Source organism: Sphingomonas sp. 22R3R2A-7, assembly GCF_036856055.1.
Lineage (GTDB): Bacteria > Pseudomonadota > Alphaproteobacteria > Sphingomonadales > Sphingomonadaceae > Sphingomonas.
In genome coordinates, this window is sequence record NZ_JASPFR010000001.1 from 364,025 (window position 1) to 387,521 (window position 23,497).

12 protein-coding genes and 4 pseudogenes are annotated in these 23,497 nt (G+C 67.7%); 13 read left to right on the forward strand and 3 right to left on the reverse strand.

Going from position 1 to position 23,497, the window contains the following annotated elements:
- The first annotated feature begins 3 nt into the window (after positions 1-3).
- The 3 genes and pseudogenes from QP165_RS01690 to QP165_RS01700 all read left to right on the forward strand — a co-directional run bounded on the left by QP165_RS01690 (position 4) and on the right by QP165_RS01700 (position 3,588).
- A pseudogene (locus QP165_RS01690) lies at positions 4-941 on the forward strand (histone deacetylase family protein).
- Positions 938-2,299 carry a cryptochrome/photolyase family protein gene (locus tag QP165_RS01695; protein ID WP_333993383.1) on the forward strand — a complete coding sequence of 454 codons (1,362 nt, stop codon included), beginning with the start codon at positions 938-940 and terminating at the stop codon, positions 2,297-2,299. Before QP165_RS01690 ends, QP165_RS01695 begins: the two are co-directional and overlap by 4 nt.
- Before the next feature lie 41 nt (positions 2,300-2,340).
- Positions 2,341-3,588 (forward strand): cyclopropane-fatty-acyl-phospholipid synthase family protein, encoded by a 1,248-nt coding sequence (locus tag QP165_RS01700; protein ID WP_333993385.1) that lies wholly within the window; start codon positions 2,341-2,343, stop codon positions 3,586-3,588.
- 26 nt (positions 3,589-3,614) lie between these two features.
- Here the strand turns inward: QP165_RS01700 and QP165_RS01705 are convergent, their stop codons facing one another.
- Positions 3,615-4,325, reverse strand: coding sequence for an SDR family NAD(P)-dependent oxidoreductase (locus tag QP165_RS01705; protein WP_333993387.1), 711 nt, complete (start codon positions 4,323-4,325; stop codon positions 3,615-3,617).
- Positions 4,326-4,341: 16 nt separating this feature from the next.
- Positions 4,342-5,800: pseudogene (gene purF, locus QP165_RS01710) on the reverse strand (amidophosphoribosyltransferase).
- Positions 5,801-5,932: 132 nt separating this feature from the next.
- On the opposite strand from purF, the gene hisI reads away from it, so the two are divergent.
- The 4 genes from hisI (at position 5,933) to QP165_RS01730 (ending at position 9,046) form a co-directional block, all read left to right on the forward strand.
- A complete protein-coding gene (gene hisI, locus QP165_RS01715; protein WP_333996908.1) occupies positions 5,933-6,295 on the forward strand; it encodes a phosphoribosyl-AMP cyclohydrolase in 363 nt (120 codons plus the stop codon).
- Positions 6,296-6,464: 169 nt separating this feature from the next.
- A complete protein-coding gene (locus QP165_RS01720; protein WP_333993390.1) occupies positions 6,465-6,776 on the forward strand; it encodes a hypothetical protein in 312 nt (103 codons plus the stop codon).
- Positions 6,777-6,808: 32 nt separating this feature from the next.
- A complete protein-coding gene (locus QP165_RS01725; RefSeq protein ID WP_056022988.1) occupies positions 6,809-7,240 on the forward strand; it encodes a MerR family transcriptional regulator in 432 nt (143 codons plus the stop codon).
- Positions 7,241-7,243: 3 nt separating this feature from the next.
- Positions 7,244-9,046: an acyl-CoA dehydrogenase C-terminal domain-containing protein gene (locus QP165_RS01730; protein ID WP_333993392.1), complete on the forward strand. Its 1,803-nt coding sequence runs from the start codon at positions 7,244-7,246 to the stop codon at positions 9,044-9,046.
- Positions 9,047-9,184: 138 nt separating this feature from the next.
- Here QP165_RS01730 and QP165_RS01735 read toward each other — a convergent pair whose 3' ends face one another.
- Entirely contained in the window at positions 9,185-12,421 is a 3,237-nt protein-coding gene (locus QP165_RS01735) for a TonB-dependent receptor domain-containing protein (RefSeq protein WP_333993394.1), read from the reverse strand.
- Between the two features lie 172 nt (positions 12,422-12,593).
- Here QP165_RS01735 and QP165_RS01740 point away from each other — a divergent pair.
- The 6 genes and pseudogenes from QP165_RS01740 (at position 12,594) to addA (ending at position 23,477) form a co-directional block, all read left to right on the forward strand.
- Positions 12,594-14,950: pseudogene (locus QP165_RS01740) on the forward strand (PAS-domain containing protein).
- Positions 14,947-15,390: a tRNA (adenosine(37)-N6)-threonylcarbamoyltransferase complex ATPase subunit type 1 TsaE gene (tsaE, locus tag QP165_RS01745; RefSeq protein ID WP_333993396.1), complete on the forward strand. Its 444-nt coding sequence runs from the start codon at positions 14,947-14,949 to the stop codon at positions 15,388-15,390. Before QP165_RS01740 ends, tsaE begins: the two are co-directional and overlap by 4 nt.
- Complete coding sequence (locus QP165_RS01750) at positions 15,387-16,355, forward strand: aminoglycoside phosphotransferase family protein (protein WP_333996909.1); 969 nt, start codon at positions 15,387-15,389, stop codon at positions 16,353-16,355. The genes tsaE and QP165_RS01750 overlap by 4 nt, the downstream gene beginning before the upstream one ends.
- Complete coding sequence (locus QP165_RS01755; RefSeq protein WP_333993398.1) at positions 16,352-17,107, forward strand: nucleotidyltransferase family protein; 756 nt, start codon at positions 16,352-16,354, stop codon at positions 17,105-17,107. The genes QP165_RS01750 and QP165_RS01755 overlap by 4 nt, the downstream gene beginning before the upstream one ends.
- A 19-nt stretch (positions 17,108-17,126) precedes the next feature.
- Positions 17,127-20,062: pseudogene (gene addB, locus QP165_RS01760) on the forward strand (double-strand break repair protein AddB).
- Positions 20,049-23,477: a double-strand break repair helicase AddA gene (gene addA / locus QP165_RS01765; protein ID WP_443019252.1), complete on the forward strand. Its 3,429-nt coding sequence runs from the start codon at positions 20,049-20,051 to the stop codon at positions 23,475-23,477. Before addB ends, addA begins: the two are co-directional and overlap by 14 nt.
- The last annotated feature ends 20 nt before the right edge of the window (positions 23,478-23,497 follow it).

Genomic DNA, 23,497 nt, shown 5'->3' on the forward strand with positions numbered 1-23,497 from the left:
CGCATGATCCATGTCGTGCATCATCCCGACTATGTCGCAGCCGCACCGGCGCGCTCGACTTATCGCTGGAACAAGAACGGGCTGATCCGCGATCTGCTGCTCGCACACGGCGACAGGCTGTCGTGGCATCAACCCGTGGCAACGCCGCGGCAGTGGCTCGAGGCGGTGCACGACCCCGATTATGTCGCCGAGGTTATCGAGGCACGCGTGCCTCCGCTGAAGGAGCGGCGCATCGGGTTTCCGGTGACCGAGGCGGTGGCGAAGCGTGCGGTCGTGGTGCCCGACGGGACATGGCTGGCCGCGAAACTCGCGCTGCTCCACGGCTTTGCCGCGAATACCGCAGGGGGCAGCCATCATGCGTTGGCGGAGACGGGCGCCGGCTATTGCGTGTTCAATGACCTCGCGGTCGCGGCCGTCCGGCTCGTCGAGCAGGGCGATGCGCAGCGTATCCTGGTGGTCGACTGCGACGTGCATCAGGGCGACGGAACCGCGGCACTGCTCGCCGGACGGCCCGAGATCGCGACCTATTCGATCCATGCGGAGAAGAACTTCCCCGTCCGCAAGGCACGGTCGTCGCTCGACGTCGCGCTGCCCGACGGGGTCGACGATGCCGGCTATCTCGACATCCTGCAGCAGACGCTCGTGCCGCTGCTCGACGAGGTCCGGCCCGACCTGATCCTCTACCAGGCGGGTGTCGATCCGTTTGCGGGCGACCGGCTCGGCCGGCTGTCGCTCACGCTCGACGGACTGGTCCGCCGCGAGCGGCTGATCGCGGGGCTCGCGATCGCCCGCGGCGTGCCGCTCGCGAGTACCGTGGGGGCGGCTACGGCGACGACGCGCTCGAGATCGCGCAGCGTCACGTCACCGCGATCATGACGCTGGGTGAAACTTTTGCCGGGCGTGGCGCCGGATCATCGGATGCGACGTTGAACGGTCGATGACGACACCCACGCTTCTCTGGCTGCGCCAGGACCTTCGCCTTCACGACCACCCCGCACTGATCGCAGCCGCCGCGGCGGGCCCGGTCATCCCGGTCTATGTGCTCGACGACGACGCGCCCGGCGACTGGGCGATCGGCGGCGCGCAGCGCTGGTGGTTGCACCACAGCCTGGCGGCGCACGGCGAGGCGCTCAAGGACAAGGAGTCGCGTCTGATCCTGCGTCGCGGCGATGCGGTCGAGGTTCTGACGGCGCTGCTGGAGGAGACAGGCGCGACGCAGATCCATGCGATCCGGCACTACGAACCCTGGTGGCGCAAGGCCGAGGACGCGCTGGGCGATCGGCTGTGCCTGCACGACGGCAATCACCTCATGCGCGTCGAGGACGTGAAGACGGGGTCGGGTGGCCAGTTCCGGGTCTATTCGTCGTTCTGGAAGGCGCTCAACCAGATGATGCCACCGCCCGAGCCCGAGCCGGTCCCCCATGTGATCCACGCGCCCGGTTCGTGGCCGAAGAGCGATACGCTCGCGTCTTGGGACCTGCTGCCGACCAAGCCCGACTGGTCGGGCGGGTTCGACGACTGGACGCCCGGCGAAGCGCAGGCGTTGAAGAATGCCAAGGCGATGGCATCGATCGTGGAGGCGTATGACGTCGACCGCAACATGCCCTCGATCGAGGGGACGTCGCGCCTGTCGCCGCACCTGCATCACGGCGAGATCTCGCCGCGGACGGTGTGGCATGCGGTCGACGGTCACGGCGATGCGACGACCTTCCTGAAGGAGCTGGCGTGGCGGGACTTCACCGACGGCGTGGTGCTGGCGATGCCCGATTACGGCAAGGCAAACGGGCGGCCGAAGTTCGACGCGCTGCCGTGGCGCGCGGGCAAGGCGGCCGCGGCGGATCTGAAAGCGTGGCAGACGGGGCGGACGGGCTATCCGATCGTCGATGCCGGGATGCGGCAGCTCTGGACGACGGGGTGGATGCACAACCGCGTCCGCATGATCACCGCGAGCTTCCTCGTAAAGCATCTGCTGATCGACTGGCGCGAGGGGGAGCGGTGGTTCTGGGATTGCCTGGTCGACGCCGATTACGGGAACAATTCGGTGAACTGGCAATGGGTCGCGGGGACGGGCGTCGATTCGAACATGTTCGGGCGGATCATGGCGCCGCTGTCCCAGTCGGAAAAATTCGACGCAGGCGACTATATCCGCGCGTGGGTACCCGAGCTCGCCGGACTGAAGGGCGATGCGATCCATGACCCCGACGAGTCCGGATGCCGGCCGGACGACTATCCGGCGAAGATCATCGGCCACCGCGAAGGCCGTGAGCGCGCGCTCGATGCGGGTCGCCACGCACGCTAGTCCCTTTTCACCGTCGCGGCGCTGTTGCATGGAGCGCCGCGATGACCGCCGTTCCCGCTTTCGATGACCCCCAGTCCCCCGCGGCGGCGACGCTGGCGCGTCTGGCCGCGCCGATCTTTCACCGCATGCTCGACCGGATCGACGACGGGCTGGAGAGCGGGGCGATCGAGGCGATCCTTCCCGATGGAACGCGCCGGCTGATCGGCGGGCGCACGCCCGGACCGGTGCCCGTCGTCACGCTCCACCGCTGGCGTGCGCTGATCCGGCTCGCGACCGCGGGGTCCGTCGGATGGTACGAGGGCTGGACCGCGGGCGACTGGTCGAGCCCCGATCCCGTGCCGCTGTTCGACCTTTTCATGCGCAACCGTGGTTCGCTGGGGCGGACCGCGCGGTCGGGTGGGGTCGCGCGGCTGTCGGCGCGGCTCTGGCACTGGATGCGCCGCAACCACCGCGAGGGATCGCGGCGCAACATCGCGGCGCATTACGACCTGGGCAACGACTTCTACGAGCTCTGGCTCGATCCCGGCCTGACCTATTCGAGCGCGCTGTTCGCCGAGCCCGTATCGGAGGCGGAGACGCTCGAACGGGCGCAGACGACCAAGTTGCAGGCGATCCTCGATCGCACCGCGGCGCGGCCTGGCGACCGGATCCTCGAGATCGGGTGCGGCTGGGGGTCGTTTGCCGAACTGGCGGCGCGTGCCGGCGTGTCGGTCCACGGCCTGACCTTGTCGACCGAGCAGAAGCGGCAGGTCGACACCCGCATGGCGGACGCCGGGCTGACGAACGTCACGGTTGCGCTAACCGATTACCGCGACGTCACGGGCACCTATGACGCGGTGGCGAGCATCGAGATGGTCGAGGCGGTGGGCGAGGCCTATTGGCCGGCCTATCTCGATGCGATCGCGCGGGCGTTGAAGCCGGGCGGGCGTGCGGCGATCCAGTATATCACGATCGACGATGCGATCTTCGACGCATATTCGACAAGCGTCGATTTCATCCAGCGGTACGTGTTCCCGGGCGGGATGCTGTTGTCCGAGCCTCGGTTCCGCGCGCTTGCCGAGGCGCGCGGGCTTGTCTGGGAAGACCGGCGCGGGTTCGGGCTGCATTATGCGGAGACGTGCCGGCGGTGGCGCGTCGCGTTCGATGCGGTCGTCGCGCAGGGCCGTCTGCCGGCGCGGCTCGACGCGAAGTTCGTCGCTTTGTGGCGCTATTACCTGATGTATTGCGAAGGCGGGTTCCGCGGCGGCGGGATCGACGTCGCGCAGGTCACGCTGGTGAAACAACGCTGATAGGCTGCCCCGTAAGGGGCAGACCTTCAGGCTACGCGTTCGAAATGGCCGGGTTCGAACCCGTCGATGGCCAGCGCGACGACGCGGTCGGCGACGACCTGCGGGTCCTTCACCGACTTCGGATCCTCGCCTGGATAGGCGCGCGCGCGCATCTTGGTGCGGGTCGCGCCAGGGTCGACGATCGCGGTACGGATGCCGCTGATCTCGGCCATCTCGTCGCCATAGGCGCCGAGCAGCGTCTCGAACGCGGCCTTCGACGCGCCGTAGAGCCCCCAATAGGCGCGCGGTTTGCGGCCGACGCTCGAGGTGACGCCGATCACCCGGGCCGACTTCGCTTTCTTCAGCATCGGGTCGAACGCGGCGATCAGGGCGGCCTGCGCGCTGACGTTGAGCGTCAGGACCTGCGCCATCTCCTTGGGGTCGATCGCAGGGACCGATGACAGCGAACCGAGCATCCCCGCGTTGAGCACGAGGATGTCGAGCGCGTCCCAGCGGTCGCCGATCGCCGTCGCCAGCCGCGCGATCGCGTCGCTTTCGGCGAGGTCGAGCGGGGCGATCGTCGCTGACCCGCCGGCGTCATGGATCGCCGTCTCGACCTCTTCGAGGCCGCCCGCGGTCCGCGCGGTCAGGACGACGTGCGCGCCCTGTGCCGCGAGCGCGACGGCGGTGGCGGCGCCGATGCCGCGGCTGGCACCGGTGACCAGCGCGAGCCGGCCCGCGAGAGGCTTGTCCGTCATGTTCACTCCGGGATCTTTAGATAACGCGCTCGGCGAGCATCGCGAACTGGTCGACCTCGGCGCCTTCGTCATGGTCGGTCAGCGTCGTCGGATAATCGCCGGTGAAGCACGCATCGCAATATTTCGGGCGGATATCCGCGCGCTTGGCCTCGCCCAGCGCCTTGTACAGCCCGTCGATCGAGATGAAGTTGAGGCTGTCGGCGTGGATGAAGCCCGTCATCCCGCCGAGATCGAGCTGGGCTGCGAGCAGCTTGGTGCGCTCGGGCGTGTCGACGCCGTAGAAGCACGAATGCCGCGTCGGCGGGCTGGCGATCCGCATGTGAACTTCGGCAGCGCCCGCCTCACGCATCATCTGGACGATCTTGAGCGAGGTCGTGCCCCGGACGATCGAGATCGTCGACGAGGATGACTCGCTTGCCCTTGATGAGCGCACGGTTGGCGTTGTGCTTCAGCTTGACGCCGAGATGGCGGACCTTGTCGCCGGGCGAGATGAAGGTGCGGCCGACATAATGCGAGCGGATGATGCCGAGTTCGAACGGGATGCCCGATTGCTGCGCATAGCCGATCGCCGCGGGCGTGCCCGAGTCGGGGACGGGAATGACGAGGTCGGCATCGACAGGGGACTCGATCGCGAGCTGTGCGCCGATCGCCTTGCGGACCGAATAGACCGAATGATCCTCGACGATCAGATCGGGCCGCGAGAAATACACCCATTCGAAGATGCAGGGGCGCGCCGCCATCGGGGTGAACGGACGGATCGAGCGGATCTCGGTGCCCTGGACGATGACCAGTTCACCCGGCTCGACCGCGCGGACGAACGTCGCGCCGACGACGTCGAGCGCAACCGTCTCGGACGCGAAGATCACCGCGTCGCCGAGCTTGCCCATCACCAGCGGCCGGATGCCGAGCGGGTCGCGGCAGGCGATCATGCCCTCGGGGGTCATCACGATCAGCGAATAGGCGCCCTCGACCTGCTTGAGCGCGTCGATGAAGCGATCGAGCAGCGTCCGGTAGTTCGAGGTCGCGACGAGGTGGATGATCGTCTCGGTATCGCTTGTCGACTGGAAGATCGATCCGCGCCGGACCAGTTCGCGGCGCAACCGCATGGCGTTCGAGATATTGCCGTTGTGCGCGATCGCGAACCCGCCCGTCGACAGCTCGGCATAGAGCGGCTGGACGTTGCGCAGCGCGGTCTCGCCCGTCGTCGAATAGCGGACATGACCGCAGGCGACGGTGCCGGGAAGCGCGCGGATGACGTCGTCGCGATCGAAGTTGCCAGCGACATGCCCCATTGCGCGATGCGTATGGAAATGCGCGCCGTCGAAGGTGGTGATGCCGGCGGCTTCCTGCCCGCGATGCTGCAACGCGTGCAGTCCGAGCGCTACGAGCGCGGCCGCGCCATCGGTCGCAGATACGCCGAACACCCCGCACTCTTCGCGGAGTTTGTCGTCATCATAGGGGTTTGTGGTCAGCATGCCGGGTCTCACGTCGTGCGGAGCCCGCCCTATAGTCGGGGTTCATGCGTTTGTCGCCTCTTTGTAATAACATTGCGCACCTGATCGCATGTCACTGGTCGCATCGCGGTGGCTTTGGGCTATATCCGCGCGATGACACATAGCCGCGACACGGGCCTGACGCTCGACCCGAAATTCGATTCCGCCGGTCTGCTGACCGCGGTCGTTTCCGACCGCGTATCGGGGGACGTGCTGATGGTCGCGCATATGAATGCGGAGGCGCTCGCGCTGACGCAGACAACGGGTGCGGCGCATTTCTGGTCGCGCAGCCGACAGGCGCTCTGGAAGAAGGGGGAAACGTCGGGAAACGTGCTGCGCGTCGCCGAGGTGCAGATCGACTGCGATCAGGACGCGGTGTGGCTGATCGTCGATGCGGCAGGACCGGCCTGCCATACGGGCGCGCGCAGTTGTTTCTTCCGTCGTCTGGAAGGTGACGTGCTGGTCCCCGCCGAGTGAGGGCGATCCTCCTGCTCGCGCTCGTCGTCGCAGGGTGCGATCGCGCGCCGTCCGCGACGACGGGCGACAGCGCTGGCGCCCGACTCGAGGCGGCGGCCGAACGGGCAGGAATCGTGTCCGATCCAGAGGCCCCGCTCGAGGGGGCCTGGGCGCGCGATACCGACCGGCTGTGCGTGGTCGGAACGGGGAAGACCAGCCGGATCGGCGTCAGCGTCGATTATGGCGAGGACCAGGGCTGTGCCGCGAGGGTGTCGCCGAGCGCGAGGGGGCCGCGCTCAGGCTGACGTTCGGCGACTGCCGGATCGTCGCGCAATATGACGGCGACCGGATCGTGTTTCCCGCAACCGTCGCGGACGCGTGCCAGGCGCTGTGCACGGGGCGCGCGACACTGGCGGCGGTCACCGTCGACCGCCAGAGCATGGCGCGGTCCGAGGCGCTGACGCTGCGATCGTCCAAGGGTACGCGTCTTTGCAGTAGTTGACGTTGACGTAAACGAGAGTTACATCACCGGGGATGGCAACACGCGCGTCCCCCGAGTCCTATGCGATGATCGAACCGCGACACGATCGCGATCATTTCACGATCTCCGACCTGTCGACCGAATTTGACGTGACCGCACGCGCGCTGCGTTTCTACGAGGACGAGGGGCTCATCGCGCCCGAGCGTCGCGGCACGCAGCGCATCTATTCGCACCGGGACCGCGCGCGGCTTGCCTGGATCCTGCGCGGCAAGCGCGTCGGGTTCAGCCTCGGCGAAATCCGCGAGATGATCGACCTGTACGACGTCGGCGATGGCCGGCGCGTGCAGCGACAGGTCGTCATCGAACGGAGCGAGGCGCGCATCGCGCTTCTCACCGAACAGAAGCGCGACATCGACGCCGCCATCGACGAACTCACCAACTTCGTAGCCATCCTCGAGGCCAGTCGGGCCCAGGACAAAGGATAAACCATGCCACAGTACACGCCCCCCGTGCGCGACACGCGCTTCGTCCTCGAGCAGGTGGTCGGTCTCGATCGCTACAGCAACCTTCCGGGTTTCGACACGGCCTCGCCCGACGTCGTCGATGCGGTGCTCGAGGAAGGCGGCAAGTTCGTCGCCGAGGTTCTGTTCCCGCTCAACCTGTCGGGCGACCAGCAGGGTTGCACGCGGCATGAGGACGGTTCGGTCACGACGCCCGACGGCTTCAAGCAAGCCTATAAGCAGTATGTCGAAAGCGGCTGGGCGACGCTCGGCAACCAGCCCGAATATGGCGGGCAGGGCATGCCGCACGTCGTGTCGACCGCGTTCCAGGAATATATGATCTCGTCGAACATGGCGTTCGCGATGTATCCGGGCCTCACGCACGGCGCGATCGCGGCGCTCGTCGCCAAGGGGTCGGACGCGCAGAAGGCGATGTACGTGCCCAAGATGGTGTCGGGCGAATGGGGCGGCACGATGAACCTCACCGAGCCGCAGTGCGGCACCGATCTCGGCCTGATCCGCACCAAGGCCGAGCCGCAGGCAGACGGCTCTTACACGATCACCGGTACGAAGATCTTCATCTCGAGCGGTGAGCATGACCTGACCGAGAACATCATCCATCTCGTGCTGGCCAAGACCCCCGGCGCGCCGGACAGCTCGAAGGGCATTTCGCTGTTCGTGGTGCCGAAGATGCTGGTCAACGAGGACGGCTCGCTCGGCGCGCGCAACGGCGTCACCTGCGGGTCGATCGAGCACAAGATGGGGATCCACGCGAACTCGACCTGCGTGATGAACTACGACTCGGCGACCGGCTGGCTGGTCGGCGAGGAGATGAAGGGCCTCGCCGCGATGTTCATCATGATGAACGCCGCGCGCCTGGGCGTCGGCCTGCAGGGGCTCGGCGTGGCCGAGGTCGCGTATCAGAATGCGGTGCAGTACGCGCAGGATCGTCGCCAGGGCCGCGCGCTGACGGGGCCGAAGGAGCCGCAGGAGAAGGCGGACACGCTGTTCGTCCACCCCGACGTGCGGCGGATGCTGATGGAGGGCAAGGCGCTGACCGAGGGTCTGCGCGCGCTGATCCTGTGGACCGCGCTGCAGGGCGATCTCGAGCATAACGCCGCGGACGAGGCGGAGCGCCAGCTCGCGGGTGACATGATCAGCCTGCTGACCCCGGTCATCAAGGGCTATGGCACCGACATGGGCTATGCGATCGCGACCAACGCGCAGCAGGTCTATGGCGGCCATGGCTATATCGCCGAATGGGGCATGGAGCAGTATGTCCGCGATGCGCGGATCGCGATGATCTACGAGGGCACCAACGGCGTGCAGGCGATGGACCTGGTCGGCCGCAAGCTCGCGCAGAATGGCGGTCGCGGGATCCAGGCGTTCTTCAAGCTCGTCGCGGACGACGTTGCGGCGGCGAAGGGCGATCCGGTCACCGCGTCGCTTGCCGAAGCGCTGGAGAAGGCGAACGGCCAGCTCCAAGCAGCGACGATGTGGTTCATGGCGAACGGCATGAAGAACCCCGAGAATGTCGGCGCGGGCGCGGTCAGCTACATGCACCTGATGGGCATCGTCGCGGTCGGCGCGATGTGGTTGCGGATGGCGGTCGCCGCGGCAAAGCTGAAGGCAGCAGGCGAGGGCGAGGCTGCGTTCCTCGACGCCAAGCTGGTCACCGCGCGCTTCTATGCGGAGCGGATCCTGCCCGACGCGGGCGCGCTGCGTCGCAAGATCGAGGGCGGCGCGGAATCGCTGATGGCGCTGCCGCCGGAGATGTTCATGGCGGCCTGATTGCCACCATCACGTGCGCGAAGGGCGCGGGCGTCGGGGTTTCCCCGGTGCCCGCGCCCTTTTTGTTTGTCCGCGCCACGCCCACAAAAAGGGGAGCCGTTTCCGGCTCCCCTTTCAAAGGCTAGCGAAGCGTGAGGATCAGAAGTTGATCCGGACACCTGCATAATAGCGACGGCCGAGCGGATCATAGGTGCCCGCATCGGTATCCTGGCCAGCCGACGCGCCGATGTCGGCGAGGTAAGGCGGCTTGTTGTTGAGCAGGTTCGACCCGCCGATGTAGAATTCGAACCCGTCGTTGGTCTGGAAGCGGATCTGCGAATCCAGGTAGAATTGCGGACGGACTCGGTACAGCGGATTGGTGCCCGGACGCGCGCCGGTCAGCTGGTCGTCGAGGCTGGCCTGGCTGATCCACGTGCCCGTCGTGGTGAAGCCGACACCGTCGACGTCATAGGACAGGTTCGTCGTGAACCGGTCGCGCGACGCACCGATCTCACCCGCGAAATAGTCGCGATCCGCCTCGGGCAGTGGCACGGTGTAGCCCGAGATCAGATGCGTATACGAGCCGCGCAGGCCCAGCATGCCCGCAAGACCGATATCGGCCAGATCCTGGCGATAGGTGATGACCGTATCGATGCCCGAAGTCTTCGTGCCGCCGCTATTTAGGTACGTCGTCGTTAAACGATCAATTGAGCCTGCACTGTTTGCACCTGACGCTGCAGCGCGACGTATGACTTGGCTGCAATATGCTTGGTTACTCTGTTCGTAGCATTGATTAAGAATATATTGAAGCGGCGTTTGAACAATCGCATCCTTGATACGAATATTAAAGTAATCAACGGTAATTACGAAATTACGAAGTGCATCAATGGATCGTGGATTGATGACGACGCCCGCGGTGAAAGAATCACCTTTCTCCTCCTGCAGATTAGGGTTCCCCGGTTCAAAGCTCGTGATGCCCTGCAGATCCGCCTGATCCAGCGTGAACTGGCCTCCATTCGCCGCAATGTTGGCTGCGACACCGGGGGCCGCACGGCAGTTCGATGCCAAAGAACCCGCCTGCGTTGCGGTAACCTTATTACATGGATCTTGAAGCCCATTTGGAAAGTTTTGCAGATTGGGTGAAAACAATTCGCTGATGTTAGGCGCGCGTACGGAGCGCGCCTGCATTACACGGAAGCGCACATCTTCGACAGGCGCCCACTCGCCGCCAAAATTATAGCTGAATGTTGTTCCAACTGTCGAGTAGTTCGACACTCGAACTGCGCCACGTACACTCAGGGAGTGGAAAAATGGCTTTTCTTGGATAAGAGGGACGATCGCCTCCCCAAACCCTTCGATCAGATCAAAATTCCCACGCGTAATAGGCAGGGCGTTGTTACCATTCTGCCCGATCTGCGTGAGAAGATCGAATACATTGCTGCTCGTTTCACGACGATATTCTGTACCGACGCTTATGCCAATCGGATCTGCGCCAAACAAGGAAAACAGTTTGCCCGACAAGTTCGCACCGGCGACGGTCTGCGTCACCTTTGTTGCAAGGGTGGTCGGGACGGCAAGGTAACCTGCCGCGGGTGCAAGCGTCCCAGTCCCAAAGATGTTGGCAGGTATACATCCCGCCGCCCGCGCGGCGGCATCTGCGCAAACAATTTGGCCAGACACAGGGTCGCGATAGGAGTTCAATGCCTGAATAAAGTTTGCCGTATTGAATTGGCCGGTACCCGACTGCTTCTCAACGGTCTGTCCATAAACTCCATAAACTTCGTAGTTGAAACGATCCTCCAATAACTTGCCGTTCGCCCCGCCCGCAATACGGAACATATCACGGCTCGCTTGGCTCGTACGTGTGCCAAAATCACTCAAGCGACGGTCAAAGAAAATGTCCTTTAGGCCATCGCCCGGCTGCGTTGAGCTAACCGGTGTATCAACCGCAGTGTTAAAAATGGCATCCGGGACAAACGGATTGCGATAACGCACGCCACCGACAATCGTCTCTATAGGAATATTGCCGGAATAAAGTACTGGGTTGCCGAACTTCGAGTCAAGAGGGAACGGCTCTATGACCGTGTTTACTTTAGTTTTTGCATAATTACCTTCAACAAACAGGTTGAAGGCGTTTGAAACTTCATAGTTGGCACGCCCGGCAGCCACATAACGCTCAACCGGCACGGCAAGATAACGAAAATCCGAGCGGTTGAAACCATCGGGCCCTGCTTGGCTGCCATCAGCATTTACACAGCCACCCGTGCCGTTCGCGGAGGCGCAGTTACGCAACGCACCGTCCTGACCATAGGTAAAGACTTGGCGCCCAGCACCTTCACCCGCTATGCCAGTGTAATAGCGACCCTGCGGGGCAAACCCAGAAAGGAATGGACTTGCTGGCGTAAAGAGATCGGAATCTTCGCCAGTTACGCTACCGCCAAGACTCGTCGAATCGATCGCACTCGAACCGGCTTCGGTGAACCGGTCGCGCTTCAGCACGGTGCCCTGCTTCGAATAGCCACCGAACAGCATGATGTTGCCGCGGCCATCTGCGAAATTCTTGCCGACGAGCGCGTTGACCTGACGATCGAAGCCATCGCCATATTGCGAGATGCCGACCTGACCATCGAGCTGGATGCCGTCGAACTTGGTCTTGTAGATCATGTTGACGACGCCGGCGACGGCATCCGAGCCGTACACTGCCGATGCACCGCCGGTCAGCGTGTCGACGCGCTCGAGGAATTGCGTCGGGATGACGTTGAGGTCGACCGCGCTGCTGCCGGGCACGCCCGATACGAAACGGCGGCCATTGACGAGAACGAGCGTCCGGTCTTCGCCCAGATTGCGAAGGTTCACCGTCGCGACACCGGCCGACTGCGTCGCGAAGCTGGAATTGGTACGGCTGATGCCGGGAGTGCCGAACGCCGGGTTCTGCAGCAGGACGTCCTGCACGTTGATTGCGCCGGCCTGCTGGATTTGGGCGATGCCCACGCTCTGGAGCGGCGAGGCGGCGGTGGCCGAGGGCGAGGCGATGCGCGAGCCGGTCACGACGATCTCGCCCGCGGGCTGCTCGGGCTGCGCCGATGCGGTGCTGCCGGCCTGGGACTCGACGACGGGGTCCTGCGTGGCGGGAGCGGCCGCGGTCGGCGCGGGGGCGTCGGTCGCGGGCTGAGTTTCGGCCGCGGCGGGGGCCGGCGCCGTCTGCGCCATGGCGGGCAGCGCGACCGCGGACACTGCGACGAGCAGCGTCGAGGCTAGCAGATTGCGGCGATAGGTTGGGGTCATGATCGTTCTCGACTCAGCACTGGATGCGATGGGCCAATATCGCTGACCTTCGCGGAAGCGGGCGCTGTAAGCCTCTGAGGTCGCAGGAATCCATCCGTTCTCGACCGACATTGCGTGAATATTTCCAAGTGTTTCTTCCTTGCAACACTTCAGATCAGTCGGGCTGCCCGCAAGCGCCCGATACGGTCGCAGCGGCAATTTGCAGATCGCCGTCTTCCCCCGGGGGCGCTGTTGGCCTACACGGGCGCATGACGTTCGTCGCGCTTCGACCGGTTCGGCGGTAATGGTCCTCGGGACATGGGAAACCGTGCTCGCGGGCGTGGCGGTTCTGCTGCTCGTCGGCGTGGGTGCCGTGCTGGTGTATCTGGGACTGCGTGCGCGCGCGGATGCGGCCGCGACGATCGCCGACAACGAGAATATGCGCGGCCTGCTCGACGGATCGCCCGCGGTGGCGACGATCGTGCGCTCGGATGGCCGGGTGGAAATGCCGCGGCGGATGGCGGACTGGCTCGGGATCCCGGCACCGCGGTATCTGGCGGACCTGTCGGGCGACGGCTCGGGCCTGTCGACGGAGGATGCCGCGGCACTCACCGCCGACGTGACGGCGGCGCAGCGGGCGGGGCGGCCGTTCGTCCGCGCGGTGCGCCCTGTCGGATCGACACGCGCGATCACGCTGCGCGGCGGTCGTGCGCCGGGCGGGATGGGCGCGACGGGCAGCGTGCTGATCTGGGCGTTCGACGCGACCGACAGCGAATCGGAGATCAACCGTCTCGGCGCGGAGACCGCGCGGCTCGGGGCGGCATTCGACGCGCTGACCGGGCTGATCGAGGCCGCCCCGATGCCGATGTGGTACCGCGCGCGCGACTTGAAACTGTCGATGGTCAACACCGCCTATGTCGCCGCGGTCGAGGGGCAGGATGCCAAGGACGTGATCGCGCGCGGGGTCGAGCTGGTCGAAGGGTCCGGACGCGGCGGACCGCTCGCGGGTGCGGCGGCGGCACGCGAACAGGGGCGGCCGCACGAACAGATCCTGCCCGCGACGATCGACGGCGCGCGTCGCTCGCTCCAGATCTACGACGTGCCGCTGCCGACCGGCGGCGTCGCGGGGTTCGCGATCGACATCGAGGATCTCGAACAGGCGCGTTCGGGCGCGAAGCGCTTTGCCGAGGCGCAGCGCGCGATGCTCGATCGCGTGTCGGCGGGCGTCGCGCAGTTCGGCGGCGATCGCGGACTGGTGTTCTGCAACCAGCCGTTCCGGCGGATGTTCGCGATGCGCGCCGAATGGCTCGCTGACCGCCCCGAATTCGATCGCGTGCTCGAGCGGATGCGCGAGGCCAACCGCCTGCCCGAGGTGCGCGACTTTCCCGCATGGAAGGCCGAGCGTCGCGAATGGTTCATGCAGACCGGGACGATGCCCAACGGCGGCGCGAGCGAGGAGATCTGGCATCTTCGCGGCGGGACGCATCTGAGGGTGGTCGCGCAGCCGTTGCCCGATGGCGGGCTGTTGCTGATCTTCGAGGATCGTACCGAGCACGTCCAGCTGGCCAGCGCGCGCGACACGCTGTTGCGCGTGCGGACGGCGACGTTCGACAATCTGTTCGAGGCGCTCGGCGTGTTCGCCGCCGACGGACGGCTGCAATTGTGGAACAACCGGTTCCGCGTGCTGTGGGGACTGGAGGAGGAGTTCCTCGCGGGTCATCCGCGCGTCGACGTGTTCGCCGAGGCGGCGGCATCGAAGCTCGCCACCCCCAACCGATCGGTGCTCATCCCCGATCTCGTCCGGTCCGCAACCGTCGAGCGCCAGCAGCGCGCAGGCCGGGTCGCGTTCGCCGACGGGCGGCATTTCGAGTTCGCCGGCGTGCCGTTGCCCGATGGCAACGCGCTGTTCACGATGCTCGACATCACCGACAGCAAGCGCGCGGAGCAGGCGTTGCGCGACCGCGCCAATGCGCTCGAGGCGGCGGACAAGGTCAAGACCGCGTTCGTCGCGAACATGAGCTATGAACTCAAGACGCCGCTGACGTCGATCAGCGGGTTCGCCGAGATGTTGCATGGCGGCTATGCGGGCAAGCTCGGCAGCCAGGCCGAAGGCTATCTCGAGGCGATCCTCGAATCGGTCGAGCGGCTCGGCCTGCTCGTCGACGACGTGCTCGACCTGACGCGGACCGACGCCGACGGGATGGAGATCATGCGCGCGGACGTCGATCTGGCGGCCGTGACGCGCGCGGCCGGCGAGGCGATCCACGCGGTCGCCAAACGCCGCAACCTGGACTTCGCGGTCGAGATCGGGCGGTCGACGGGGCGCGTGTGCGGCGATGCCAAACGGCTGCGCGAGATCGTCGAGCATCTGTTGCGGCACGCGGTCGCGGGGACCGGCGAGGGCGGACGGATCCTGCTGCACACCGATGGCAACGCGACGCATGCGCGGATCATCGTGTCCGACGACGGCATGGGGATGTCGACCGAGGCGGTCGCGCACGCGTTCGACCGGTTTGCCGAATCGAAGACGATCGGCGACCGCGCGCTGGGGCTGGGCCTCCCCTCGCCAAGCAGTTCGTCGAGGCGCACAACGGCACGATCGAACTCGTCTCGGAGCCCGGCAGCGGCACGCTCGTCACCGTCGAGCTGCCGCGCCGATGAGGACGCTCGCCGATGCGCAGGCCACCGAGGCGTTTGGCGCGTGGCTGGCCACGCTGGTGCGGCCGGGCGACGTCGTCACGCTCGAGGGCACGCTGGGCGCGGGCAAGACGAGCATCGCGCGTGGGCTGCTCGCGGCGCTCGGCCTGCCGGGGGAAGCGCCGTCGCCGAGCTTCGCGATCGTCCAGCCCTATGAGCCGCCCGAGGTCCGGTTTCCCGTGCTCCACGTCGACCTCTACCGGATCGATGATCCCGCGGAGATCGAAGAGCTCGCGCTAAACGATCTGCGGTACGATCTGCTGCTGCTGGTCGAGTGGCCCGAGCGGGCGGGGCCGGGCTATTGGCCCGATGCGCTTCGGCTCGGCCTGACGATCGAGCCGGATGGCACGCGCGGCTTGACAGTCGGTGTGCCGGAGGCTTGGGAAACCCGATGGCCGACATGACCCCGCCGGCGGGCGCCGCCGCATTTCTCGACGCGCATGGATGGGGCGGGGCGACGACGCTGCCGGTCGCCGGCGACGCGTCCTTCCGTCGCTATTTCCGGATCGTCGAGGGCGCCCGCCGGGCGATCCTCATGGACGCACCGCCACCGCACGAGGACCCACGCCCCTTCATCGCGGTCGCCGAATGGCTGATCGAGCGTGACTTCGCCGCGCCTGCGATCCTCGCGTGCGATCTCGACCAGGGGCTCGTGCTGATCGAGGATTTCGGGGACGACCGGCTTCGCGAGGCGATCGATGCCTCCTCGGATGGCGGGCTCGCGCTGTATGCGCCGGCGGTCGATCTTCTCGTCGCGTTGCGCGGCCACGCCGCAGGACCGCTGCCGCTCTACGATCGCGCGGTGCTGAAGCGCGAGGCGGCGCTGTTCGTCGACTGGTATTGCCCCGCGGTTGGCATCACGCCCGACATCGCGAGCTGGGATGCGGCATGGGACGCGGTGTTCGATCACGCGGTTCCAGACGTGCCGGTCACCGTCCTGCGCGACTATCATGCCGAGAACCTGATGCTGGTCGGCCCGGACAAGTCGCTCGGCCTGCTCGATTTCCAGGACGCGCTCGCGGGCCACGCGGCCTATGATCTCGTTTCGCTGCTCCAGGATGCGCGACGTGACGTCGATCCCGCCGTCGAGGCGGCGATGCTCGCGCGCTACGCGGCGGCGACCGGGGTCGGCGACAGTTTCTTCGACGCCTATCATGTCCTCGGCGCGCAGCGGAACGCGAAGATCCTCGGGATCTTCACGCGGTTGTGGAAGCGCGACGGCAAGACGCGATATCCGACGCTGTGTCCCCGGGTCTGGACCTATCTCGCGCGCGATCTCGCGCAGCCGGTGATGGCACCGGTGGCCGCATGGTTCGAGGCGCACGTGCCGCGCGACCGACGCGGCGATCCGCTGGTGATCGCGGCATGACACGCCAGCGCGAGATCCGCCCGGTCCCGCACGGCACGGTGCCCCGGACCGCGATGGTCATGGCGGCAGGCCTCGGCAAGCGGATGCGCCCGCTGACCGCGACGCGGCCCAAACCGCTCGTCGAAGTCGCGGGCAAGGCGCTGATCGATCACGTCTTCGACCGTCTGCAGCGCGCCGGGATCGAACGGGCCGTCGTCAACGTCCACTATCTTGCGGACACGTTGCAGGCGCATGTGACGGACCGGTATCCCGGTATCGACGTCGTCATCTCGGACGAGCGCGCGCGCCTGATGGAGACGGGGGGCGGCCTCGTGCAGGCGCGTGATCTGCTCGGCACGGCGCCGGTCCTCGTCGTCAACAGCGACAATCTGTGGATCGACGGCCCCGTCGACGCGATCCGCCTGCTGGCGTCGCGGTGGGACGACGATGCGATGGACGCCTTGCTGCTGATGGTACCGCTGGCCCGCGCGCACAATCATGGTGGTACAGGCGATTTCTATCTCGCCGCGGACGGTCGGATCTTGAGCCGCCGCAAGCCCGGCTGCGTCGCGCCGTTCGCCTATACGGGCATCCAGATCATCCATCCGCGACTCATCGCCGACTGGCCCGAGGGACCGTTCTCGACCAACCTGTTCTGGGACCGCGCGATCGCCGAGGGGCGTGCTTACGGCCAGGTCCACCAAGGGCTCTGGTTCGACGTCGGCACGCCGGGCGCGATCCCGAAGACCGAGGCGTTTCTCGCCGGTGGATGACGCAGCACCCGGCGCTGCCGTGCAGGCGGGGCCCCGGCTCTACACGATCCCGGCGCACCGGGCGTTCGCGGATGCGCTCGTCGCGGGTCTGCTGCGACGCGCGGGCAGCGACCCGCTGGCGCTCGCGCGGGCGCTGATCCTCCTGCCGAACAACCGCGCGATCCGGGCAGTGACGGATGCGTTCGTCCGCGCCAGCGGTGGCGGGCTCGTGCTGCCACGGATGGTCGCGCTCGGCGATACGGGGATGGGCGAGGCGGTCGGCGCCGCGCTGGACCCGGCGGATACCATCGACCCGCCGCTCCCGGCGGTCCCTCCCTACCAGCGGCGAATGATCCTCGCCCGCCTCGTGTCGGAGGAACGCCAGCGCGGCGGGCATCCGATCGACGCCGCGGAGGCGGTCCGGCTCGCGGGCGAGCTTGCCAAGACGCTCGACCAGCTGCTCGTCGAGGAAGTGCCGCCGGCACGGCTGCGCGCGATCGAGCTCGGGCCCGAACTGACCGAGCATTGGCAGCGCGCGCTCTCGACGTTCGGGGTGGTCCTGGAACGCTGGCCGGGCGAGCTCGAAAGGCTCGGGCGCATCGATGCGGCGACGCGGCGCGCGCAACTGCTCGACCAGCTTACGGCGCGGTGGCGGGCGGCGCCCCGGGCGGCATCGTCTGCGCGGCGGGCGTGACCGATTCGGCACCGGCGATCGCGCGCCTGTTGCGCTGTGTCGCGGACATGCCGGGCGGGATGGTGGTCTTCGCCGATCTCGACCTGCACATGCCCGACGCGGAATGGCAGTCGCTCGGCCCGCATCCCCGCGATCCGGCGACGGGCCTGACGCGGCGCGCGATCGAGACGCACCCGCAGTTCCACCTCAAGCTGCTGCTCGAGCGGATGGGGGTCGCGCGCACCGAGTTCGCGACATGGCGCGAAGGCGGCGGGCACGACGCGGAGGCGACGCGCAGCCGCGCGATCGCAAATGCGCTCGCCCCCGCCGACTTTACCGGCAAATGGACGCATCTCGACGCCGAGGACCGCCGCCTCAAGGGCGTAACGGTCGCCGAACTCGCGACGCCCGCCGAAGAGGCGCAGGCGATCGCGCTCGCGCTCCGCGGGACGCTCGAGCAGCCGGGTCGCACCGCCGCGCTCGTCACGCCGGATCGCGCGCTGGCACGGCGCGTCGCCGCGCATCTGAAACGCTGGGACATCGGCATCGACGATACCGCGGGGCGGCCGCTGTCGATCCTGCCGCCGGGGACGCTGATCCTCGCGCTGGTCGAAGCTGCGGCGCAGCGTTTCGCACCACTCGCGCTGCTGGCGTTGCTGAAGCATCCATTGGTCCGCAGCGGCGAGGGGCGGCTCGAATGGCTTGACGGCGTCCGCGCGCTCGATCGGGCGATGCGCGGTCCGCGTCCCGCCGCCGGGCTCGACGCGATCGATCCCCATCTGCGCGACGGGAGCGCGAAGCGGTGGTGGCCGGAAGCGCAGGCGCTGCTGACGCCGATCGCGACGGTGTTCGAGCGTGGCGCGCAGACGTTGGGACCATTGCTCGCCGCGGTCCGCGAGACCGCCGCGGCATTGTGCGGCGACGAGCTCTGGGCGGGACCGTCGGGACGCGCGGCGGCGCAATTCCTCGCGGATCTCGAGCTCGAGGCCGATGCCGGACCGGCCCGCGTCGATCCGGGCGAACTCGGGCAGCTGCTGCGGACGCTGCTCGACGAGGTTGCGGTCCGGCCGCTGCAGGGCGCGCATCCGCGGCTTGCCATTTACGGACTCCTCGAAGCGCGGCTGCAGACCGCGGACCTGATGATCCTGGGCGGATTGAACGAAGGCATGTGGCCGGGGCGGCCTGCGCCCGATCCGTGGCTTGCGCCGCGGATCCGTGCGGAATTGGGGCTTCCCGGGCTGGAGCGGCAGGTCGGAACCTCGGCGCACGACTTCGCGCAGGCACTGGGCGCGCCGCGCGCGATCGTCACGCGTGCGCGGCGCGATGCCAAATCGCCCGCGCTCGCCTCGCGGCTCTGGCTGCGGCTGCAGGCGCTGGCGGGCGACAGGTTCGAGCGTGCCGAGGCGCTCGAGGCGTGGACGCGCGCGCTCGACGACCCGCAGACTCATGTGCCGGCCGAGCGGCCTGCGCCGTCGCCCGCCGCCGCGTTGCGACCGAGGCTGATCTCGGTGACCGAGGTCGACCGGCTGAAGGCGGACCCCTATGCGTTCTACGCGCGCCGCGTGCTCGGGCTGATGCCACTCGATCCGGTCGATGCCGATCCGAGCGCGGCCTGGCGGGGTACCGCCGTTCACGACATTCTCGAGCAATGGTGGAAGCATGACGGCTGCGCGATAGACGCGCTCAAGCCGCGTGCGCAGGCGATGCTGCGCGACGAGCGCACGCATCCGATGATGCGCGCGCTGTGGCAGCCGCGGCTGCTCGAGGCGATCGACTGGATCGCCGGGGCGATCGCCGCGCAGGCGGACGAGGGGCGGTTCGTCGCGAGCGCGGAGGGGAAGGGCGAGATCGCGATCGCCGGGGTGACGCTGCGCGGACGATATGACCGCGTCGACCGGCTTGCCGATGGCGGGCTGGCGATCATCGACTACAAGACGGGCAAGCCGCCCTCGGCGACCGCGGTGCGGGCGGGCTATAGCCTGCAACTGGGGCTGCTCGGGCTGATTGCGGAGCGCGGTGGCTTCGCCGATGTCGCGGGCAAGGCGCAGGCGTTCGAATATTGGTCGCTCGGCAAGAAACGCGACGCGTTCGGCTATGTCGAGAGCCCCGTCGATCCCGACGGCAAGCGCGACAAGATCCCGACCGCGGAGTTCACCGCGACCGCCGCGCATAATTTCACCGAGGTTGCGGGTACGTGGCTGACCGGCGGCGCGGCGTTCACCGCCAAGCTCGTCCCCGAATACGCACCCTATGCGGAATATGACCAGTTGATGCGACGCGACGAATGGTATGGGCGTGAGTAGTGGCGAACCGCGGACGCTGCCCCGGCTCAAGGGCGCGCAGGCGGCGGCGAGCGATCCGGCGTCGCATGTCTGGCTGTCCGCGTCGGCCGGCACCGGCAAGACGCAGGTGCTCGCGGCGCGCGTGTTCCGGCTGTTGCTGCGCGGGGTCGATCCGGGTGCGATCCTGTGCCTGACCTTCACCAAGGCGGGTGCGGCCGAAATGGCGCAGCGGATCAACGGCCGGCTCGCCGCCTGGGTGCGGATGCCGGGGCCCGCGCTGTTCCAGGATCTGCAGGCGCTGGGCGAAGAGGGCGGGCCCGCGCAACAGGATTATGCGCGAACGCTGTTTGCCAAGGTGCTCGACGCGCCGGGGGGCGGTCTTCGCATCCAGACGATCCATGGCTTCTGCCAGGGGCTGCTCGCGGCGTTTCCCGTCGAGGCGGGCCTGACGCCGGGGTTCAGGCCGCTCGAAGCGCGCGAGGAGGCGGGGCTAGCCCGCGAGGCGCTGGCGGGGATGCTCGCGGATGCCGAGCGCAATGGGCGCGAGCGGCCGGTCGAGATCGTCGGACGCCTGTCGCTTCGTCTCGGCGAGGGGGGTGCCGAGGCGTTCCTGATGGCGTGCGCGCGCGCGCTGCCTGCGCTCGAGATGATGCCGTCGGGGGTCCAGCCCTGGCTGCGGCGGACGCTGGAACTGCCGTCGGGCGATATCGGCGAAGCGGTCGCGGAGTGGTGCGACGCGCTGGATATCGACGCGATCACGCGCATCGCGGCGGCGAACGCGGCCTGGGGCACCGCGACCGGCCTCAAGCAGGCGGCGACCATCGAGGCGTGGCTTGCCTCGCCGGACCGCGCGGGCACGCTGGGCGATCTTGCGGGCGTGGTGCTGACGGGCAAGGGCGAGCTGCGCAAGGTGCAGAAGAAGCTGCTCGACATCGAACCCGATTACGAGGTGCTCGCGCAGGATATCGGCACCGCGTGCACCGATATCGTGTCGATGACGCAGCGTGTCGGGTACGCCGATCTGCTGGCCGACGGGCTCGAGATCGGGCGCGACTATGCACGCGCCTATGCGCTGGCGAAGCGGCGTGTCGGCGGTGTCGATTTCGACGACCTGATCGCGACGACGGTCGCGCTGCTCGATCAGCCCGGGATCGGCGAGTGGGTCCGCTACAAGCTCGACCAGGCGACCGAACACGTCCTGATCGACGAGGCGCAGGACACCAATGCCGACCAGTGGCGGATCGTCCGCGCGCTGGCCGACGAGTTCTTCGTCGGGCGCGGCATCTATGCGCCGTCGACGCGCACGCTGTTTACGGTCGGCGACTGGAAACAGGCGATCTTCGGGTTCCAGGGGACCGACCCGTTCAATTTCGCCGCGGCCGAGATGCATTTCGGACGGCGCGCGAAGGAAGTCGAGGGCGACGATGACTGGCCCGAGGACGAGCGGGGGCTGCCGCTCGAACGCCTGTCGCTGACGCATTCGTTCCGGTCGACGCGACCCGTGCTGGAATTCGTCGATGCCGCGGTCGCGGCGACGGGTGAGCCCGGGCTCGGGGCGATCGGCGATCTCGACGTGCATGCAAGCGAGGTCCGTGGCCCGGGGAGCGTCACGCTCTGGCCGCCGGTCGTCGCGGGCGGCAACGAGGATGACGAGGAAGGGTGGATCGACGATGCGGTCCGCAAGCTGGCGGGCGATATCGCCCGGGCGGTCAAAGGCTGGCTCGCGCCCGATGGGCTCATGCTCGACAGCAAGGGCCGGCGGCTGCGCCCAGAGGACGTGATGATCCTCGTCAAGCGACGAGGCGACCTCGCGTCGCTGATCGTCGCGCGGCTTTATGCGGAGGGTGTGCCCGTCGCGGGTGTCGACCGGCTGCGGCTGAACGCACCGCTGGCGGTCCAGGATCTGCTCGCGACGATCCGCTTCGTGCTCCAGCCCGAGGACGATCTGAGCCTTGCCGCGTTGCTCGTGTCGCCGCTGATCGGCTGGACGCAGGACGAGCTGATGCAGGCCGCGCCGCGCGAGGCGGGGCCGTTGTGGCGGCATCTGCAACGCACGCAGCCCGCCGCGCGTCTCGCGCCTCTGCTTGAGATGCTGGCACGCGCGGACATCGCGACGCCGTATCAGTTTCTCGAGGAGCTGTTGTCGGGGCCGCTCGACGGGCGCCGCAAGCTGATCCGCCGGCTTGGCACCGAGGCGCGCGATCCGATCGAGGAACTGCTCAACGCCGCGCTGAACTTCGAGAGCACGACGACGCCGTCGCTGCAGCGCTTTCTCGACTGGTTCGATCGCGGCGACGTCGATATCGTCCGTGATCCGTCGGCGCCGCTCGACGCGGTGCGGGTGATGACGGCGCATGGCGCGAAGGGTCTGCAGGCGCCGCTGGTGATCCTTGCCGATGCGACCGCGGATCCCGCCGCCGCGCCGAGATCGATCCTGAAATGGACGCCCGAGGATCTGCCCGCGCCGTTGCCCGTCTTCCGGCCGCGCAGCAGTGAGCGCGGCGGACCACTCGACGCGGTGGTGAGCGCCGCCGAGCGTCGCGAGCTCGAGGAGCATTGGCGGCTGTTCTACGTCGCCGCGACCCGCGCGGAGGAACGGCTGGTCATCGCCGGCGCGCTGGGAACGCGGGCGAAGGGCGTGGCGCCCGCGACGAGCTGGTATGCGGCGGCAGAGCGCGCACTGACGGCGCTCGACATTCCGGAGGCGGAGGGCGAGCGGTGCTTCACGGGAACGTCGGTCGATGCGCCGGTGATCGCGAAGGACGACAGGCACGCGCGCCCCGCGACGCCGGTCCCGCTGCCCGAATGGGCACGCGTCGCGGCGCCGAGGGAGGCGCGTCCGTCGCGCCCCTTGTCGCCGTCGGCGCTCGGCGAGGACGCGGTATCCGATCCGCCGCCGACGCCGGCGATGCGAGCGGCCGCCGAACGCGGATCGCTGATCCACAAGCTGCTCGAACGTCTGCCCGCGGTCGCCGCGGATGCGCGCGCAGGTGCCGCCGACCGCTGGCTGGCGCAAGCCGGTGGCGTCGCGGACGCGGACGCGCGTGCCGAGATCGCCGCCAGTGCGATCGGTGTGATCGTGGATCCGCGCTTTGCCGCGCTGTTCGGCCCTGAGTCGCTGGCGGAGGCACCGATCGCGGCGACGCTGGCAGACGGCGTGGTCGTGTCGGGGACCGTCGACCGACTGCTGATCGGTGCGGACGTGGTCCGGGTGATCGACTTCAAGACCGGCCGCCGCGCGCCGCGCGACGTCGCCGAGGTGCCCGACTATCATCTTCGTCAGATGGCGGCCTATGCCGCCGCGTTGCGCGTCATCTTCCCCGGACGACGAATCGAGGCGGCACTTCTGTACACCGCCGGGCCGCGGCTGATCGCGGTGCCCGAAGACGTGCTCGTCCGTCACAAGCCGGGCTATGCAGCGACGGAGCAAAGCTAGCGGCTCGACGGTTGAGACGC

What these genes read in the sequence shown, in the direction of transcription:
- addA (WP_443019252.1), top strand. Translation starts at nt 20,049, where the DNA reads ATGGGCGTGAGTAGTGGCGAACCGCGGACGCTGCCCCGGCTCAAGGGC.
- hisI (WP_333996908.1), top strand. Translation starts at nt 5,933, where the DNA reads ATGACACATAGCCGCGACACGGGCCTGACGCTCGACCCGAAATTCGAT.
- QP165_RS01700 (WP_333993385.1), top strand. Translation starts at nt 2,341, where the DNA reads ATGACCGCCGTTCCCGCTTTCGATGACCCCCAGTCCCCCGCGGCGGCG.
- QP165_RS01705 (WP_333993387.1), bottom strand. Translation starts at nt 4,325, where the DNA reads ATGACGGACAAGCCTCTCGCGGGCCGGCTCGCGCTGGTCACCGGTGCC.
- QP165_RS01750 (WP_333996909.1), top strand. Translation starts at nt 15,387, where the DNA reads ATGACCCCGCCGGCGGGCGCCGCCGCATTTCTCGACGCGCATGGATGG.
- QP165_RS01755 (WP_333993398.1), top strand. Translation starts at nt 16,352, where the DNA reads ATGACACGCCAGCGCGAGATCCGCCCGGTCCCGCACGGCACGGTGCCC.
- QP165_RS01695 (WP_333993383.1), top strand. Translation starts at nt 938, where the DNA reads ATGACGACACCCACGCTTCTCTGGCTGCGCCAGGACCTTCGCCTTCAC.
- QP165_RS01725 (WP_056022988.1), top strand. Translation starts at nt 6,809, where the DNA reads ATGGCAACACGCGCGTCCCCCGAGTCCTATGCGATGATCGAACCGCGA.
- tsaE (WP_333993396.1), top strand. Translation starts at nt 14,947, where the DNA reads ATGAGGACGCTCGCCGATGCGCAGGCCACCGAGGCGTTTGGCGCGTGG.
- QP165_RS01730 (WP_333993392.1), top strand. Translation starts at nt 7,244, where the DNA reads ATGCCACAGTACACGCCCCCCGTGCGCGACACGCGCTTCGTCCTCGAG.
- QP165_RS01735 (WP_333993394.1), bottom strand. Translation starts at nt 12,421, where the DNA reads ATGTCGGTCGAGAACGGATGGATTCCTGCGACCTCAGAGGCTTACAGC.